Annotated in this window: 17 protein-coding genes and 1 tRNA gene; 11 read left to right on the top strand and 7 right to left on the bottom strand. The window is 58.5% G+C overall.

The genetic code is table 11. From position 1 onward, the window contains the following. Positions 1 to 7: 7 nt before the first annotated feature. Both AP059_RS17850 and rpoE read right to left on the bottom strand, forming a co-directional pair. Positions 8 to 598 (bottom strand): sigma-E factor negative regulatory protein, encoded by a 591-nt coding sequence (locus tag AP059_RS17850; RefSeq protein ID WP_048363406.1) that lies wholly within the window; start codon positions 596 to 598, stop codon positions 8 to 10. 31 nt (positions 599 to 629) lie between these two features. Beyond that, complete coding sequence (rpoE, locus tag AP059_RS17845; protein ID WP_047277106.1) at positions 630 to 1,211, bottom strand: RNA polymerase sigma factor RpoE; 582 nt, start codon at positions 1,209 to 1,211, stop codon at positions 630 to 632. A 518-nt stretch (positions 1,212 to 1,729) separates the two neighbouring features. On the opposite strand from rpoE, the gene nadB reads away from it, so the two are divergent. After that, positions 1,730 to 3,346, top strand: a complete 1,617-nt coding sequence (nadB, locus tag AP059_RS17835; protein ID WP_059764661.1) for an L-aspartate oxidase — start codon at positions 1,730 to 1,732, stop codon at positions 3,344 to 3,346. On the opposite strand, the gene AP059_RS17830 is transcribed toward nadB, so the two are convergent. Together AP059_RS17830 and AP059_RS17825 are read right to left on the bottom strand one after the other, a co-directional pair. Beyond that, positions 3,315 to 3,767, bottom strand: coding sequence for a protein YgfX (locus AP059_RS17830; protein WP_059764659.1), 453 nt, complete (start codon positions 3,765 to 3,767; stop codon positions 3,315 to 3,317). The two genes, nadB and AP059_RS17830, sit on opposite strands and share 32 nt — an antisense overlap. Next, entirely contained in the window at positions 3,751 to 4,005 is a 255-nt protein-coding gene (locus AP059_RS17825) for an FAD assembly factor SdhE (protein WP_048363403.1), read from the bottom strand. The genes AP059_RS17830 and AP059_RS17825 overlap by 17 nt, the downstream gene beginning before the upstream one ends. 149 nt (positions 4,006 to 4,154) lie before the next feature. On the opposite strand from AP059_RS17825, the gene ygfZ reads away from it, so the two are divergent. Beyond that, positions 4,155 to 5,096: a CAF17-like 4Fe-4S cluster assembly/insertion protein YgfZ gene (gene ygfZ, locus AP059_RS17820; protein ID WP_059764657.1), complete on the top strand. Its 942-nt coding sequence runs from the start codon at positions 4,155 to 4,157 to the stop codon at positions 5,094 to 5,096. Positions 5,097 to 5,128: 32 nt separating this feature from the next. Beyond that, the gene (locus AP059_RS17815) at positions 5,129 to 5,950 is read left to right on the top strand and encodes an HDOD domain-containing protein (protein ID WP_059764655.1); all 822 of its coding nucleotides are present in this window, start codon (positions 5,129 to 5,131) and stop codon (positions 5,948 to 5,950) included. On the opposite strand, the gene AP059_RS17810 is transcribed toward AP059_RS17815, so the two are convergent. Next, complete coding sequence (locus AP059_RS17810; protein WP_059764653.1) at positions 5,943 to 7,352, bottom strand: sensor histidine kinase; 1,410 nt, start codon at positions 7,350 to 7,352, stop codon at positions 5,943 to 5,945. The genes AP059_RS17815 and AP059_RS17810 overlap by 8 nt on opposite strands. Then, positions 7,345 to 8,016 (bottom strand): response regulator, encoded by a 672-nt coding sequence (locus AP059_RS17805; protein ID WP_059764650.1) that lies wholly within the window; start codon positions 8,014 to 8,016, stop codon positions 7,345 to 7,347. The genes AP059_RS17810 and AP059_RS17805 overlap by 8 nt, the downstream gene beginning before the upstream one ends. Positions 8,017 to 8,506: 490 nt before the next feature. Here AP059_RS17805 and AP059_RS17800 point away from each other — a divergent pair, with 490 nt between their 5' ends. The 4 genes from AP059_RS17800 to AP059_RS17785 are packed head-to-tail and all read left to right on the top strand — an operon-like array spanning position 8,507 to position 12,538. Continuing rightward, positions 8,507 to 9,484 (top strand): Bug family tripartite tricarboxylate transporter substrate binding protein, encoded by a 978-nt coding sequence (locus AP059_RS17800; protein WP_048363399.1) that lies wholly within the window; start codon positions 8,507 to 8,509, stop codon positions 9,482 to 9,484. Between the two features lie 55 nt (positions 9,485 to 9,539). Further along, positions 9,540 to 9,998: a tripartite tricarboxylate transporter TctB family protein gene (locus AP059_RS17795; RefSeq protein WP_059764648.1), complete on the top strand. Its 459-nt coding sequence runs from the start codon at positions 9,540 to 9,542 to the stop codon at positions 9,996 to 9,998. A 1-nt stretch (position 9,999) separates the two neighbouring features. Continuing rightward, positions 10,000 to 11,514 carry a tripartite tricarboxylate transporter permease gene (locus tag AP059_RS17790; protein ID WP_059764646.1) on the top strand — a complete coding sequence of 505 codons (1,515 nt, stop codon included), beginning with the start codon at positions 10,000 to 10,002 and terminating at the stop codon, positions 11,512 to 11,514. Then, on the top strand, positions 11,507 to 12,538 hold the full coding sequence (locus tag AP059_RS17785) for an AbrB family transcriptional regulator (RefSeq protein WP_059764644.1): 1,032 nt from the start codon (positions 11,507 to 11,509) through the stop codon (positions 12,536 to 12,538). Before AP059_RS17790 ends, AP059_RS17785 begins: the two co-directional genes overlap by 8 nt. Before the next feature lie 17 nt (positions 12,539 to 12,555). Here the strand turns inward: AP059_RS17785 and ung are convergent, their stop codons facing one another. Then, the gene (ung, locus tag AP059_RS17780) at positions 12,556 to 13,248 is read right to left on the bottom strand and encodes a uracil-DNA glycosylase (protein ID WP_059764641.1); all 693 of its coding nucleotides are present in this window, start codon (positions 13,246 to 13,248) and stop codon (positions 12,556 to 12,558) included. Positions 13,249 to 13,397: 149 nt separating this feature from the next. Between ung and AP059_RS17775 the strand changes: the two genes are divergently transcribed. From AP059_RS17775 to AP059_RS17760, 4 genes are all read left to right on the top strand, one after another. Then, the gene (locus tag AP059_RS17775; protein ID WP_048399960.1) at positions 13,398 to 13,622 is read left to right on the top strand and encodes a cysteine-rich CWC family protein; all 225 of its coding nucleotides are present in this window, start codon (positions 13,398 to 13,400) and stop codon (positions 13,620 to 13,622) included. A 33-nt stretch (positions 13,623 to 13,655) separates the two neighbouring features. Next, a complete protein-coding gene (locus tag AP059_RS17770) occupies positions 13,656 to 14,348 on the top strand; it encodes a pseudouridine synthase (RefSeq protein WP_059764638.1) in 693 nt (230 codons plus the stop codon). Positions 14,349 to 14,451: 103 nt separating this feature from the next. Then, positions 14,452 to 15,336 (top strand): alpha/beta fold hydrolase, encoded by an 885-nt coding sequence (locus AP059_RS17765; protein ID WP_059764636.1) that lies wholly within the window; start codon positions 14,452 to 14,454, stop codon positions 15,334 to 15,336. Positions 15,337 to 15,502: 166 nt separating this feature from the next. Then, a tRNA-Gly gene (locus AP059_RS17760) sits at positions 15,503 to 15,576 on the top strand. Positions 15,577 to 15,612: the final 36 nt, after the last annotated feature.

Here is a 15,612-nt window from a genome sequence, read left to right as displayed (position 1 = left end):
GATGGCCTTAACGGTTTTCCAGACTGGCGGCTCGAGCGTAAGGAAGAACACCCTCAGTGCTTTTCATCGCAGCTTGCTGGGCATGCTGACGCAGGTAACCCGGCAAACGTTGATCCTGCCAACCTGACTGACCTTGCAGAACACCGTTGGCCATAGGGCCCGGAGCCTGGTCAGCACTCTCTTTGTAGTTGGCCAGTACGGCAGGGCCTTTAACCATCGGCGCGGTCATGCTCGGCTGAGTACCTTGCTGAGCAAGCTGTGCACCGACGATGTCATCCTGGTTGTAGAGCCTTACACCGGCCAACACAGCGACTGTCACCGACGCTGCAACTGCCAGACGCCCAATGCTTTTCCAGGGGCTGGAGGCCACTTTGACCGGGGTTTGTTCCTCGGCCAATGCAGCCGATACAGCAGATGCGATGTCCAGGCGTGGAATCATCAAATCCTTGTGCATCGCAGCACGTGCCACTTGGTAACGAGACCAGGTGTCACGGGTGTGCGAATCGTCAAAGGCATTCAATACCCGACGTAGTTCCAGTTCGTCCGCTTCGTTATCCATCACCGCGGACAGCGATTCCTGCAGGGCTTCACGACTCATGGCGGTTCCTCTCTTGGCTGTCGCCGCTGTCTCAGGTTTCCTGCAACAAAGGTTGCAGGGCTTTATCAATGGCTTCCCGGGCGCGGAAAATCCGGGAGCGCACGGTACCCACCGGGCATTGCATGACGCTCGCAATGTCCTCGTAACTCAGACCATCAAACTCACGTAAAGTTAACGCCGTTCGTAGATCTTCTGGTAACAGCTGAATCGTGCGATGAACGGTACCTTCGATCTCATCGCGGAGCAAAGCACGCTCCGGCGATTCCAGATCTTTCAGACCGTGGTCACCATCGTAAAACTCAGCATCTTCAGAACTCACATCACTGTCTGGCGGACGTCGCCCCCGTGACACCAGGTAATTTTTAGCCGTGTTAATGGCGATGCGGTACAGCCATGTATAAAAGGCGCTGTCTCCGCGAAAATTACCGAGTGCCCGGTAAGCCTTGATGAAGGCTTCTTGTGCAACGTCTTGGGCTTCATGGGTGTCGTGCACAAACCGCACGATCAACCCGAGAATTTTGTGCTGGTATTTCAGCACTAGCAGATCGAATGCACGCTTGTCGCCACGCTGTACGCGCTCGACCAGCTGCTGATCCTCTTCCTGGGTTAGCATGAATACTCCTCATAAGACCGAGAGGGAGATTGCTGTGCTAATTGATCAGGCTTGCAAACATAGACTCGGGCTTTACGCAAAAGTTCTCTCCCCCCTGGTAAGTTTCCTGCGCACTCGGATTTGGCGCGCACGAAAACGCAGCTCGGCCTTGCCGGCTGCGTCAATAATCTTGTCGTCGAATTTACCTGCTGCAGGCCATATCTCAAGCCCGCCGGCGTTAAAGCCAACGCTGTCCCCCTTCATGATGGGCAACCCTCTATGGAACATTGGCCTATACGAAAAGTTCAATTAATCCGAGCGAGTTGCCATTCATTGCGCCACAGCCCCACGCGCGAGCCTCTGCACACGCTTGAACCCGGCCTGTACCGGCAAATTATTCTGCATACCGGCATACAGACCGCCTGCGAGTGAGGCACACTTCGTGCCCGCTGTAGTTTCACAATGCCATAAAGGCCCGGCTATTGTGCCGATCCCCCCCTCTATATACTAGTGGGCGCTTTTTTGCGGATGTCAGAAGAATGAGCCAACATTTTCAACATGATGTGCTGGTGATTGGCAGCGGTGCTGCCGGTTTGAGCCTGGCACTTACCTTGCCCGGCCACATGCGCATTGCAGTTCTGAGCAAGGGCGATCTGGCCAACGGCTCGACGTTCTGGGCACAAGGCGGTGTTGCCGCCGTGCTCGATGACACCGACACGGTGCAGTCCCACGTTGAAGACACCCTCAACGCCGGCGGTGGCCTGTGCCATGAAGATGCCGTGCGTTTCACTGTCGAGCACAGTCGCGAGGCCATTCAGTGGCTGATCGATCAAGGCGTACCCTTCACCCGCGATGAAGCCGTCGACCCGCAGCACCCGGGCTTTGAGTTCCACCTCACCCGCGAAGGCGGGCACAGCCACCGGCGCATCATCCACGCGGCCGACGCAACGGGGGCCGCGATTTTCAAAACCCTGCTCGAACAGGCTCGCCAACGCCCCAACATTGAATTGCTTGAACAACGGGTGGCCGTTGATCTGATTACCGAGCGCAGGCTGGGGCTGGACGGTGATCGCTGCCTGGGGGCCTATGTGCTCAATCGCGCCACAGGTGAGGTAGACACTTTCGGCTCGCGCTTTACGATTCTGGCCACCGGCGGCGCCGCCAAGGTCTACCTCTATACCAGCAATCCGGACGGCGCCTGCGGTGACGGCATTGCGATGGCGTGGCGCTCGGGCTGTCGCGTTGCGAACCTGGAATTCAACCAGTTCCACCCCACCTGCCTGTATCACCCGCAAGCCAAAAGCTTTTTGATCACCGAAGCCCTGCGTGGCGAAGGGGCACATTTAAAGCTGCCAAACGGCGAGCGCTTCATGCAGCGCTTTGACCCGCGCGGCGAATTGGCCCCGCGCGATATTGTGGCCCGGGCCATCGACCACGAAATGAAGCGTCTGGGCATTGATTGCGTGTACCTGGACATCAGCCATAAATCCGAAACGTTCATCAAGACCCATTTCCCGACGGTGTATGAGCGCTGCCTTGAGTTTTCCATCGACATCACCCGCCAGCCCATCCCCGTGGTGCCAGCCGCGCATTACACCTGCGGCGGGGTCATGGTCGACGCGCATGGGCGCACCGATGTACCCGGCCTATATGCCATCGGCGAGACCAGTTTCACCGGCCTGCACGGCGCCAATCGCATGGCCAGCAACTCCTTGCTGGAGTGTTTCGTGTATGGCCGCGCAGCTGCCACTGACATTTTGGCTCAATTGCAGCACATCGCCATTCCAGTGGCCTTACCCAGTTGGGATGCGAGCCAGGTGACCGATTCGGACGAAGACGTGATCATCGCCCACAACTGGGATGAGCTGCGGCGCTTCATGTGGGACTACGTGGGTATCGTGCGCACCAACAAGCGCCTGCAACGGGCACAGCACCGGGTTCGGCTATTGCTGGATGAAATTGACGAGTTCTACAGCAACTATAAAGTCAGCCGTGACTTGATCGAGTTGCGCAACCTGGCGCAAGTGGCCGAACTGATGATCCGCAGCGCGATGGCCAGAAAGGAGTCGCGCGGCCTGCATTACACACTCGACTACCCGCACATGCTGCCCGAGGCACTGGACACTATTCTGGTGCCAGCCACCTACGCCGACTGAACTTGAGCCGCACGCGCAGGCGCCGGTGCTGATCGGGCGCCAGCGCGTCGCAGGGTATGCAAGCTGCACGCACCCAACGCTCGCCTCGCAGACTAAAACGCACAATCACCAACGCAGGTAACGCGATACTGTCGCGACGCAGTTGAACAGCCTGCCAACCGTTGGCACGACTCCACAACTGCCAACCCTCAGCATTACGCCGCAAGCCGCTAATCGCCGTGGGATGGGTCAGGCGGATATGCCGTGGCCACACCCAAAACCCGTGGCTCAGACACACAAAAGCCCCCAGCACTTGAACCCAGGCAGGGATTGAAAGAAGGCAGATTGCGATCAGCGCCAGTGTCTGGGCTGCAAGATACGCCGCCAGCAAGTGCCCGGAAGCACGCCAGCGGCATTCGAAAAAATTACTTGGGCTGGACACGATCCAGGATCATGCGAACCATGCGCTGCAACTCCGGGTCTTCGGACTCGCTGCGCTCCATAAACCAGCCGAACATGTCCTGGTCTTCGCACTCAAGCAGCTTGCGATAGCACTCGCGGTCTACGTCGTTCAGCGTGGCGTATACCTCTTTGACGAAAGGCACCAACAGCACGTCCAGTTCAAGCATGCCGCGGCGGCTGTGCCAGTAGAGACGATTGAGTTCAACATCTTCGACCATGGAGCGCTCCTCAAATAGTGCGCAAGTATACAGGCCGTTCTGCCAGAGACCAGTCGGCTTTGGTCGGCCTCCACCGGTCCTACGCGAACTATCCATTTGCAGAACGCACCTCTATGATGTGTCCCAGACTTTTTGACCTGCGATGAACCATGGCCGACTCTGCTTTTTTCTGCACCCTGACGCACGAAGGCGTGCTTGCTGTTCGCGGCAATGACGCGAGCAAGTTTTTACAGGGGCAGTTGACCTGCAACCTCAATTACTTGAGCGACACGCGCGCAAGCCTCGGCGCCCGCTGCACGCAAAAAGGCCGGATGCAATCAAGTTTCCGCATCGTCCTTCAGCCCGACGGCTGCTTGCTGGCGATGGCCCGCGAACTGGTAGAGCCACAATTGGCCGACCTGAAAAAGTACGCCGTGTTTTCAAAGTCCACGCTTACCGATGACAGCGCTAACTGGGTGCGTTTTGGCCTGGTACAGGCCGACCACGTACTTGAGAGCCTGGGCCTGCACCTGCCTGCCGACACCGACAGCGTAGCGCGCGCCAACGACTTGATCGCGGTTCGCGCCTCTGAAGGCCGTGCCGAACTGTGGGCGCCTGCCGATCAGGCGCACACCCTGACTCGCCAACTGGAGGCTCAGTTGCCTCAAGCCGAGCTTAATGATTGGCTACTGGGCCAGATCCGCGCCGGTATCGGCCAAGTCATGGCGCAAACCCGCGAGCTGTTTATCCCGCAAATGATCAACCTGCAGGCAGTGGGCGGTGTGAGCTTCAAAAAAGGTTGCTACACGGGTCAGGAGATCGTTGCGCGCATGCAGTATCTGGGCAAGCTCAAACGCCACCTCTACCGCCTGTCGCTTACAGGCAATGAGGTGCCATTACCGGGAACTCCGCTGTTTGCCCCCACTCATAGCAGCGCCATTGGCGAAGTGGTGATCGGCGCCCGTAGCGAACACGGTGTTGAATTACTGGCCGTTCTGCAAGCCGAAGCGGCGCAGTCAGGCGATGTGCATGTCGGTGATTTACAAGGGCCTGCACTGTCGCTGATGGACCTGCCCTATCAACTGGACCGTGATCGCGAGATCCAGCGCTAATTGCCGTACCTTGAAACCCCCAGAGAACAGAAATGAGCACGTTGGCGCATAAAGTCCAAAAGGATTTGATTCAGGCTATTGATAAAGATGACCTGGTTCTGCCCACGCTACCCGAAGTAGCCTTGAACATCCGCAAGGCCGCTGAAAACCCTGATATCAGTGTCAGTCATTTAAGCAAAGTCATTGGCCGTGACACCGCGCTGTCTGCCCGCCTGATTAAAGTGGTCAACAGTCCGCTGTTGCGCGCCACTCAGGAAGTCACCGACCTGCACACAGCCATTACGCGCCTGGGGGTCAATTACAGCAGCAACCTGGCCATCGGGCTGGTCATGGAGCAAATCTTCCATGCACGCTCTGACGTGGTCGAACAGAAAATGCGCGAGGTGTGGCGTCAAAGCCTGGAAATCGCCGGCATCTGTTATGCCTTGTGCAGACGCTACACCCAACTGAAACCGGATCAGGCTGCACTGGGCGGTCTGGTTCATCAAATTGGGGTGCTGCCGATTCTGACCTACGCCGAAGAGCACAACGAACTGCTCTCGGACCCGGTGTCGCTCAATCACGTCATCGAAAACATCCACCCCTTGATCGGCGACAAACTGCTCAGCGTGTGGGAATTCCCTGAAATGCTGGTCAAGCTACCCGGCCAGTACCTGGACTTCATGCGCAATTCAGACAGCCTCGATTACATTGATCTGGTGCAAATCGCTACGGTGTTCACCCATCAAAATAGCCATTGCGCCATTGCCAAGGTTGAACTGAACGCATTGCCCGCCTTCAAGAAACTGGGCCTGGATGCCATGAGCACCAAGCTGCACGATGAATTGAACACCGCCCGCAGCATGTTTATCTGACGTCACCGCGCGCCACCGTCGCAGGCACAAAACTGACCCGCACTTTCAGCCCACCCTGCGCGCCATCGTGCAGGGTGATCTGCGCCACATGTGCGCGACAGATCTCCCCCACAATCGCCAACCCCAGCCCCGAGCCTGCAACCATCGGGTTGCGGCGATAAAACCGCTCAAATACGCGCTCGCGGTCTTCATAGGGAATGCCCGGCCCATCGTCTTCAACTTCCAGCACCGCCGGCTCAATGACGCGCAATATCACATTGCCGCCGACCGGGGTGTGGGCCAATGCGTTGTCCATCAGGTTGCTGAGTAACTCATTGAGCAATGTCGGCTCACCGTGCATCCACACCGGGTGTTCGGCCTCAAGTGCCAACGCCACGCCACGCGCATGGGCCAACGGCGCCATCGCCATGCCCAGTTCGCGTGCCAGTTGACTGAGGTCCAGTAATTGCGCACCCCCTTCTGCAATCGCCCGCGCCCCGTTCTCAATACGCGCCAGCGACAGTAATTGATTGGCCAAATGCGTGAGCCGATCCGTGCCTTGCACCGCCTGCGCCAAGGTGCTGCGCCACGTATCCGGCTCATGGGCACGCAAGCCCAACTCCAACTGAGCCTTGAGCACGGCCAACGGTGTCCGTAACTCATGGGATGCATCGGCGATGAATTGCGCCTGACGCTCAAACTGACCGCGCAGACGCTCAGTGAAATGATTGAGGGCTTGTACCAGCGGCCACAACTCGCGCTGCACCGGGACCCGTGGCAAGGGCCGCAAATCATCCGGCTCGCGCTCCTCCACGGCGGTGCGCAAACGCTCCAGTGGCCGCAACGCCGCACTGACCGCAAACCACACCACCAGCAAAGCGCCCAGCCCCAGCATGCCCAGGCGCAACAAGGTGTCGGCCATCAGGCTGCGCGCCATCGATACGCGCGCCTCATCGGTTTCAGCCACCCGGATCTCGGCCATGCCGTTCATGTTGGGCTCGCTCACCGCCTTGAGCAAGCTGACCACGCGCACGTTCTGCCCCAAATATTGAGCGTCATAAAAACGCGCCAGCGCCGGGTAATCATCTGTGCGTAAAGTACCCGGCGGGGGGCCGGGCAAATGCTCGTAGCCGGAGATAAGGCGCTGATGAATATCGTTGACCTGGTAATAGATACGTCCCGCACTGTCGTAGGCAAACGTATCGAGTGCAACGTAAGGCACGTCCGCACTCAGGCTGCCATCGCGCTGCGACAGCCCCGCCGCAATGGTGCGCGCAGACGCCAGCAGCGTTCGATCATAGGCGGTGTCAGCGGCTTCGCGGCCATTGAAGTAGGCACTCAAACTGCTCGCCAGCATCAACACCACCAACAGCAACGTCAGGTGCCACAGCAGTCGCCAGCGCAAGCTGTCGAGTTTACGCATCACGGCTTTCCAGCAAGTAACCCAGGCCACGGAAGGTCACAATCGCGACTTTCTGGGCATCCAGTTTTTTACGCAGCCGATGCACATAGATTTCAATCGCGTCGGGGCTGGCCTCTTCATCCAGGCCAAACACCTGGGCGGCCAATTGCTCCTTGCTCATGACCCGCCCGGGACGCGCAATCAGCGCCTCCAGCACTGCCTGCTCGCGCGACGTCAGGGTCACAAGCTCATCGCCCAGCGTGAAGCGCCGCGTCTCAAGGTCGTAGACCAGCGCGCCACACCGCTGCTGACGCTCGCCGCCCAATACGCTGCGGCGCAGCAACGCCTTGACCCGTGCCTCAAGCTCAGTCAGCTCAAAGGGTTTGGCCAGATAATCATCCGCCCCTAAATTAAGCCCGTGCACGCGGTCCTTGACGTCGCTGCGCGCGGTCAGCATCAACACGGGAAGGGTTTTACCGCGCGCGCGCAAACGGGCAAGCACCTCGAAACCATCCATGCGTGGCAACCCTACATCCAGAATCACCACGGCATATTCTTCGCTGGCCAGCGCCAAATCGGCCGCCACACCATCGTGCAAAACATCCACCGTCAAACCGGTACTTTTCAACGCTTGAGCAACACTGTCGGCCAGCTGTGGCTGGTCTTCGACCAAAAGCACGCGCATGGGATCATCCTCATTATTTTTATTGGGACCTGCCCACGTGCCGCCTCTTTTAAGTACGGCTGAACAGCATCAGGCCCTGCGTTTCTTTGCGCGGAGTGTACAGACGCCTGCAAGGCTGTGAAGTCAGAAAAAGGATGAAACGGGATGAAAGGCGGTTGAAAGGTTGGCGAAAGGTTCGCCCACTAGGATCTTGAAATGGGCAGTTACAACTACCTGCGCCCTGAATGCCGTAGCGACCCGAAAAACGCCTCGAAGCGTTTTCGCCAATAAGAACAATAATGGAGCACCTCTTCATGCCGGCTTTACAGTCTCGGGCCACCTGGCCTGTCCGTTTACTTCGTATTTGCCAATTCACCTCGATCGGCACAGTCATGGGCCTGATTCACAGGCTCTGTCGCCCCGCGTTTAGCGTGCGCGTCGGTCAAATCCGGCTGCTCGTGCGATAGGGCACCGCCCTTCTTCTAAAAACAACAACTCCCCTGGAGACAACATGAATCCATCACTGCGCGCCGTTGCTCTTGCTGCCAGCTGCCTGTTGTTCGCTGGCCCCTCCATCGCCGAACCCAAACGCCCGGAGTGCATTGCCCCAGCCTCCCCCGGTGGCGGTTTTGACTTGACCTGCAAGCTGGCGCAAAGCGCGCTGGTGAACGAAAAACTGCTCAGCAAACCCATGCGCGTCACCTACATGCCGGGCGGCGTGGGCGCGGTGGCTTACAACGCCGTGGTTGCCCAACGACCCGGCGATGCAGGCACGCTGGTAGCGTGGTCCAGTGGCTCGTTGCTCAATTTGGCCCAAGGCAAATTTGGGCGTTTTGATGAGGGCGCCGTGCGCTGGCTTGCAGCCGTCGGCACCAGCTACGGCGCGATTGCCGTGAAAAGCGACTCGCCGTACAAGAACCTCGACGATCTGGTTAAGGCCCTCAAAGCAGACCCGAGCAAAGTGGTCATCGGCTCCGGCGGTACCGTCGGCAGCCAGGACTGGATGCAAACTGCGCTTATCGCCAAAGCCGCCGGGATCAACCCGCGTGACTTGCGCTACGTCGCGCTCGAAGGCGGTGGTGAAATCGCCACGGCGTTGTTGGGCGGGCACATTCAAGTGGGTAGTACGGATATTTCCGACTCCATGCCGCACATCCAAAGCGGTGATATGCGCATCCTCGCCGTGTTCTCCAAAGAGCGCCTGGACGAACCGGAGATGAAAAACATCCCGACCGCCAAAGAGCAGGGCTACGACATCGTGTGGCCTGTGGTGCGCGGTTTCTATCTGGGGCCAAAAGTCAGCGACGAAGACTACGCGTGGTGGAAAAACGCCTTCGACACACTGTTGGCCTCTGAAGAGTTCGCCACCTTGCGCGATCAGCGCGAACTCTTTCCGTTCGCCATGACCGGCCCCGAGCTGGATACCTACGTCAAACAGCAGGTGAGCGACTACAAAGTGCTGGCCAAAGAGTTCGGCCTGATCCAGTAACCGCCACTGCCAAAGAGCTGCGCTGCACACCCGCAGCGCAGCGCAGGAGTGAACCATGCTCTTACAACGCATTTTTGCCTCAGTGCTGCTATTGGCCTGCGTCGGCCTGGCGCTGATGGCCTGGCCGTATCAGGCGGCTTTTTCGTACGAACCCGTCGGCCCGCGCGCCTTTCCGCTGCTGATGCTGGGCCTGATGGGGCTGGGCCTGATCTACATGATCGTTCGCCCAACCCCGGTGGTGCACAGCGAAGACGACCCGCAACTGGACCGCGACACCCTGATCAAGATCGGCGTCTGCGTCGTGCTGTTGCTGATCTTTGCCGGCACCTTTGAACCGCTGGGTTTCATCCTCAGCAGCATCCTGATTGGCATCCCGATGGCACGCCTGTACGGCGGGCGCTGGCTGCCCAGCGTGGTGATCATCAGCTTGATGAGCGTGGGGCTTTATCTGTTGTTCGATAAAGCGATGGATGTTCCGCTGCCCCTCGGCCTGCTCGACGTTCTGGAGAACTGATATGGATACTTTTGGCTATCTGGGCCAGGGCTTCGGCGTCGCGCTCAGCCCGTACAACCTGATCACGGCACTGTGCGGCACGTTGATCGGCACCGTGGTGGGGTTGCTGCCGGGGTTGGGCCCGATCAACGGGGTCGCGTTGCTGATTCCGATTGCCTTTGCGCTGGGGCTGCCACCCGAATCCGCGCTGATTTTGCTGGCCGCGGTGTACCTGGGTTGTGAGTACGGCGGGCGGATCAGCTCGATCCTGCTGAACATTCCCGGCGAAGCGTCTACCGTAATGACCACTCTGGACGGTTATCCGATGGCCCGCAAAGGGTTGGCAGGTGTGGCGCTGTCGCTGTCGGCCTGGAGTTCGTTTATCGGCGCTTTTATCGCCACCTGCGGCATGGTGCTGTTTGCGCCGCTGCTGGCCAAATGGGCGATCGCCTTCGGACCCGCCGAGTATTTCGTGTTGATGGTGTTTGCGATCGTGTGCCTGGGCGGTATGGCAGGTGATCGACCGCTCAAAACCTTTATCGCCGCACTGATCGGCTTGTTTTTGTCGTGCGTGGGGATCGACGCCAACAGCGGTGTGTACCGTTTTACCGGCGATAACATCCACCTGACTGACGGCATTCAGTTCGTCGTGCTGGTGTTGGGGTTGTTCTCCATCAGCGAGATTCTCTTGCTGCTGGAAAAAACCCATCGCGGCCAGGAGGCGGTCAAGGCCACGGGCCGCATGATGTTCAACGTCAAAGAAGCGGCAGCGGTATTTGCCGTGAATATTCGCTGCGGCCTGCTCGGTTTCATCATGGGCGTGCTGCCCGGTGCGGGCGCGACATTGGCCAGCGCCGTGGCCTACATGACCGAAAAGCGTCTGGCGGGCACCACGGGTAAATTCGGTGAAGGCGACATGCGCGGACTGGCGGCCCCTGAAACCGCGATTGGTGCGTCGGCCTGTGGCGCTCTGGTGCCAATGCTGACGCTGGGTGTACCGGGTTCGGGCACCACCGCCGTGATGATCGGTGCGTTGTCGCTGTACAACATCACGCCCGGCCCCCTGTTGTTTCAACAACAGCCCGACATCGTCTGGGGCCTGATTGCGTCGTTGTTCATCGCCAACATCATGCTGGTGATCCTCAACATTCCGATGATCCGCATCTTCACCCGCATTCTTGCCGTGCCGAACTGGGCGCTGGTGCCGGTGATCGCGATCATTACCGCCATTGGTGTGTATGCGGTGCATGCCACCACCTTCGACCTGTTCCTGATGATCGGCATTGGCATCTTCGGTTACATCCTGCGCAAGCTCGACTTCCCGCTGTCGCCGGTGCTGCTGGGCTTCATTCTGGGTGGCCTGATGGAGCAGAACCTGCGCCGTGCGCTGTCGATTTCCAACGGTGCGCTGGACATTCTGTGGTCCAGCCCTATCACGTTGGGGGTGTGGGTGTTGACCAGCCTCATGTTGCTGCTGCCGATTGTGCGCATCTGGCGCAAACGCAGTGCTCAACGTCGTGCACTGGCCAATGCCTGAGGCCAGGTTCAAGCAGTGGTGGGCAACACCGCTGGTCGGTCTGGCCGGCGGTTACCTCGCCAGCCTGATCGGCTGGCCCCTGCCGTGGATGGTCGGGTCGTTGTTGGCAATCATCCTGGTGCGCTGCCTTAGCCCGTGGCAACTGGCCGAGATCCCGGGCGGCCGAAAGTGCGGGCAATGGATTGTCGGCATTGGTATCGGTCTGCATTTCACACCCGTGGTGATGGAACAGGTGCTCGCGCACTTCTGGCTGATTTTTTTTGGGGCGTTACTGACCAGCGTGTCGAGCATCATCAGCGTGTGGATCATGCGGCGCAGCGGCGAAGACCGAGCCACCGCGTTTTTCTCCAGCATGCCAGGCGGTTCTGGCGAAATGGTCAACCTTGGCGCACGCAACGGTGCGGTGCTGAGCCGAGTGGCTGCGGGCCAGAGTCTGCGGGTGCTGGCCGTGGTGCTGTGTGTGCCCGCCGCGTTCAAATACATGTTGGGTGGCGGCACACCGGCCTTGCACCCCGCCCCGGTTGATGTTTTTTGGCTGGCCGTGCTGTTTCCGGCGGGCGCCTTGCTGGCCTGGCTGTGGCAACGCTTGCGTCAGCCCAACCCGTGGTTGTTCGGACCACTGCTGATCAGCGCCAGCGTCAGTATCCTGTTCGACTTGCACACCGGCTTGCCCGAAGGCAGTAGTCAGGCAGGCCAATGGCTGATCGGCAGTGGTCTGGGTTGTCACTTCAATCGCGCGTTCTTTCGGCGCGCACCGTCGTTCATCGGGCGCACGCTGCTCGGTACAGCGCTGACAATGCTGATCGCCAGTGCCTGCGCCGTGGGTTTAAGTGCCCTCACCCAGCTGGACCTGCGCTCCATGACACTGGGCATGATGCCGGGCGGGATCGCGGAGATGAGCCTCACCGCCGAAGTGTTGCAGCTGTCCGTGCCGTTGGTCACGGCGCTGCAAGTCATGCGTTTGCTGTTTGTATTGTTTCTCGCCGAACCCCTCTACCAATACTGGGTGCGACTTAAAGCCTGAAGGCGTGCTGCCCTGCCTCAAGCGTCAGGCAACTTCCAATCAATAGGCGTCAGGCCGTTTTGCTCAAGAAACTTGTTGGTGCGGCTGAAGTGCCCGTTGCCGATAAATCCGCGATAGGCGGAAAGCGGCGACGGGTGCACCGACGTCAGCACCAGATGTTTGGTGGCATCGATCAGTTTCTGTTTGCTCTGGGCATGGGCGCCCCACAACAAAAACACCAGTTTGGGCTGTTGCTCACTTACCACCTGAATAATCCGGTCGGTGAAGTGTTCCCAGCCTTTTTTGGCATGGGAGGCGGCATTGGCGCGCTCCACCGTCATGGTCGTGTTAAGCAGCAAAACCCCCTGCTGCGCCCATGACTGCAAACAGCCGTGCGGGGCGATGTCGATATTCAAGTCGCGCTTGAGTTCTTTATAAATGTTGACCAGCGACGGTGGTGCGGGCACGCCGGGTTGCACCGAAAAACACAATCCGTGCGCCTGACCGGGACCGTGATAGGGGTCCTGTCCCAAAATGACCACCTTGACCTGATCAAGCGGGGTCGAGTTCAACGCGTTGAAAATCAGTGGGCCAGGCGGGTAGATCTCTTTGCCCGCCGCGTGCTCCTGGCGCAGGAACTCACGCAGATCGCCCATGTAGGGTTTTTCGAACTCCTCACGCAATGCCTGCTTCCAGTGGGGTTCGATTTTTATACGGTCGTCCAGCGTCATGGCTATTACTCGAAAAACTAGGGTGCGGACACTAAAAAAGCGCGTCTGGCTTGTCAATGCAATCAGGGACGTGTGGTCGCCGCACATCATGGTTACGGCTTAAATGTTGTATAAAGATCGGCCTGAACCCTACGCGTTATGGCCCTCCCATGTCGACACCCAGCCTGTGCCCTGCCTGCGGCGCCAGCAACCAATGCGCGATGGTCGGTAACGATGAGCCATCCGCCAGCCCGTGCTGGTGCTTTGAGGTCACGATTGACCCCAATGTCATTGAGGCGCTAGCTCCCGAACTGCGCAATGCGACGTGCCTTTGCCCGCGCTGCGCCGGGGTGCTCAAGCAACTTGCTGCATCGAATGCAGGCGTCAGCCGTTAAGATGCGCTCCTGACTTTCATGTGATCGAAGGCTATGCGTTTAGACCGTTTACTGAGCAACCTGCCGCAATTGAACCGCCAGCAAGTTCGCCTGTTGCTGATCGAAAAGCGCATTCAGGTGGATGGGCAGATCATCAGCGACCCGCATTATGAAGTGCGTGCGTTCAATCGCATCGAACTCGACGGGCAGACCCTGCAAGCCGGTAAAGCGGCGCGGTACTTCATGCTGCACAAACCACCCGGCTGCGTCAGCGCCACCCACGACCCGGAACACCCAACGGTGCTCGATCTATTGAACGAGCCGGACAAGGAAGACCTGCACCTTGCCGGGCGACTGGATTTCAACACCAGCGGGTTGATGCTCATTACCAACGATGGCCACTGGTCACGCCACGTGACCCAGCCAGAAACCAAGCTGCCCAAGGTGTATTACGTCGAAACGGAACAAACGATCAGCAGCGCATATGCAGCCACGTTCAAACAAGGCATTTACTTCGCCTACGAAGACCTCACTACCCTGCCCGCTGAGCTGCATGTGCTCAGTGCGCACAGCGCCCGGTTGAGCATCGTTGAAGGCCGCTACCATCAGGTCAAACGCATGTTTGGTTACTTCAATAACAAAGTGCTGCGCCTGCACCGCGAAAGCATTGGAGCATTGATACTCGATGAAGGGCTGGCACCCGGTGAGTATCGAGCGCTCAGCCCGCAAGAAATCGCCTTGTTTTAAACGTTGGGCCGTCTATCGCACCGTTGGCACCGCCACCATCGACTGTCACATTCGAGGTTCATCGTCAGGCTAACCGACACTCGGCTCGCTGGAGTATGCCGCCATGACGCCTGAAATCGCTGTGCTCGACATTCAAGGTCAGTATCGAATTCACACTGAGTTGTATCGCAGTGAAACGGCTCAAAGCACGATCATCCTGGTCAACGGGTCGATGGCCACCACCGCGTCATTTGCCAAAACCTTAAAAAACCTGCACCCCGCGCTGAATGTCGTCCTGTACGACCAGCCGTATGCGGGCCAGTCAAAACAGCACAACCGCCATCAAACGCTGCTGACCAATGAGCTTGAAGCGCAGGTGCTGCTCGAATTGATCGAGCACTTTGATGCCCGATTTTTGCTGTCGTTTTCATGGGGCGGGCTGGTCGCCCTTACGGCGCTGGCCAACACGCCCCGACGCATCGAAAAAGCCGTCATCAGCTCGTTCTCACCCCGCGTGAACCATGCGATGTACGACTACCTGGAACGCGGTCGCCAGGGCCTGGCTGCGGGCAACCGAACGCTGCTCGGCAACCTGGTGAATGACACACTGGGCAAACACTTGCCGCACCTGTTCAAACGCTTCAACTTTCGCCATATCAGCAACCTTGCCGATCACGAATACGCACAAATGCACTTTCACATCGAACAACTGCTGAGCGCTGGCGGCCTGAACACCCTGGGTGACGCCTATGGTATTGCAATCCCTGTGCTGTTCATCAATGGCGCCTGGGACGAATACACCGCCGCCAGTGATGCGCGCCACTTTGCACACGCTATTGCGAACAGCCAGTTCATTGCCGTACAAAACACCGGGCATTTTCTGGACATGGAGCACGCCAGCGCCAGCCAACACTGTAAAAACGCCCTGCTCAACTTTTTGCAACCGATGGCTGTATCTGCATTCATACAGGGCAAACCTTCACACACACCCTGTTGCATGAGCGCGTAAGTCACCGATTTCTGGAATTAAAACTTCTCAAACAGGCCGGGTTCTGGTACAAAGTCAGCCGCTCTGAGCGGGTGTCGTATAATGGCATTACTCCAGCTTCCCAAGCTGATAACGAGGGTTCTTACTGGACAACCGCTTTTGTGAGCGAGCTTTACTAGCAATACGTGCGGGTATAGTTGAATGGTACAACTATTGCTTCCCAAGCAATCGGTGAGGGTTCGATTCCCTCTACCCGCTCCACATTCTTTGATCTAGAGCACTTCCAGGCTTTCTGCC

Source organism: Pseudomonas sp. TAA207 (assembly GCF_001529285.1).
Lineage (GTDB): Bacteria > Pseudomonadota > Gammaproteobacteria > Pseudomonadales > Pseudomonadaceae > Aquipseudomonas > Aquipseudomonas weihenstephanensis.
Note: the sequence above shows the minus strand (reverse complement) of the source record. Positions and strands in the feature narration are given on the sequence as shown.

Coding starts and splice junctions, on each gene's coding strand:
- AP059_RS17810 (WP_059764653.1), bottom strand. CDS start 7,352: ATGCGTAAACTCGACAGCTTGCGCTGGCGACTGCTGTGGCACCTGACG.
- AP059_RS17795 (WP_059764648.1), top strand. CDS start 9,540: ATGCTCTTACAACGCATTTTTGCCTCAGTGCTGCTATTGGCCTGCGTC.
- AP059_RS17800 (WP_048363399.1), top strand. CDS start 8,507: ATGAATCCATCACTGCGCGCCGTTGCTCTTGCTGCCAGCTGCCTGTTG.
- AP059_RS17815 (WP_059764655.1), top strand. CDS start 5,129: ATGAGCACGTTGGCGCATAAAGTCCAAAAGGATTTGATTCAGGCTATT.
- nadB (WP_059764661.1), top strand. CDS start 1,730: ATGAGCCAACATTTTCAACATGATGTGCTGGTGATTGGCAGCGGTGCT.
- AP059_RS17765 (WP_059764636.1), top strand. CDS start 14,452: ATGACGCCTGAAATCGCTGTGCTCGACATTCAAGGTCAGTATCGAATT.
- AP059_RS17770 (WP_059764638.1), top strand. CDS start 13,656: ATGCGTTTAGACCGTTTACTGAGCAACCTGCCGCAATTGAACCGCCAG.
- ung (WP_059764641.1), bottom strand. CDS start 13,248: ATGACGCTGGACGACCGTATAAAAATCGAACCCCACTGGAAGCAGGCA.
- AP059_RS17785 (WP_059764644.1), top strand. CDS start 11,507: ATGCCTGAGGCCAGGTTCAAGCAGTGGTGGGCAACACCGCTGGTCGGT.
- AP059_RS17805 (WP_059764650.1), bottom strand. CDS start 8,016: ATGCGCGTGCTTTTGGTCGAAGACCAGCCACAGCTGGCCGACAGTGTT.
- AP059_RS17825 (WP_048363403.1), bottom strand. CDS start 4,005: ATGGTCGAAGATGTTGAACTCAATCGTCTCTACTGGCACAGCCGCCGC.
- rpoE (WP_047277106.1), bottom strand. CDS start 1,211: ATGCTAACCCAGGAAGAGGATCAGCAGCTGGTCGAGCGCGTACAGCGT.
- AP059_RS17850 (WP_048363406.1), bottom strand. CDS start 598: ATGAGTCGTGAAGCCCTGCAGGAATCGCTGTCCGCGGTGATGGATAAC.
- AP059_RS17775 (WP_048399960.1), top strand. CDS start 13,398: ATGTCGACACCCAGCCTGTGCCCTGCCTGCGGCGCCAGCAACCAATGC.
- AP059_RS17790 (WP_059764646.1), top strand. CDS start 10,000: ATGGATACTTTTGGCTATCTGGGCCAGGGCTTCGGCGTCGCGCTCAGC.
- ygfZ (WP_059764657.1), top strand. CDS start 4,155: ATGGCCGACTCTGCTTTTTTCTGCACCCTGACGCACGAAGGCGTGCTT.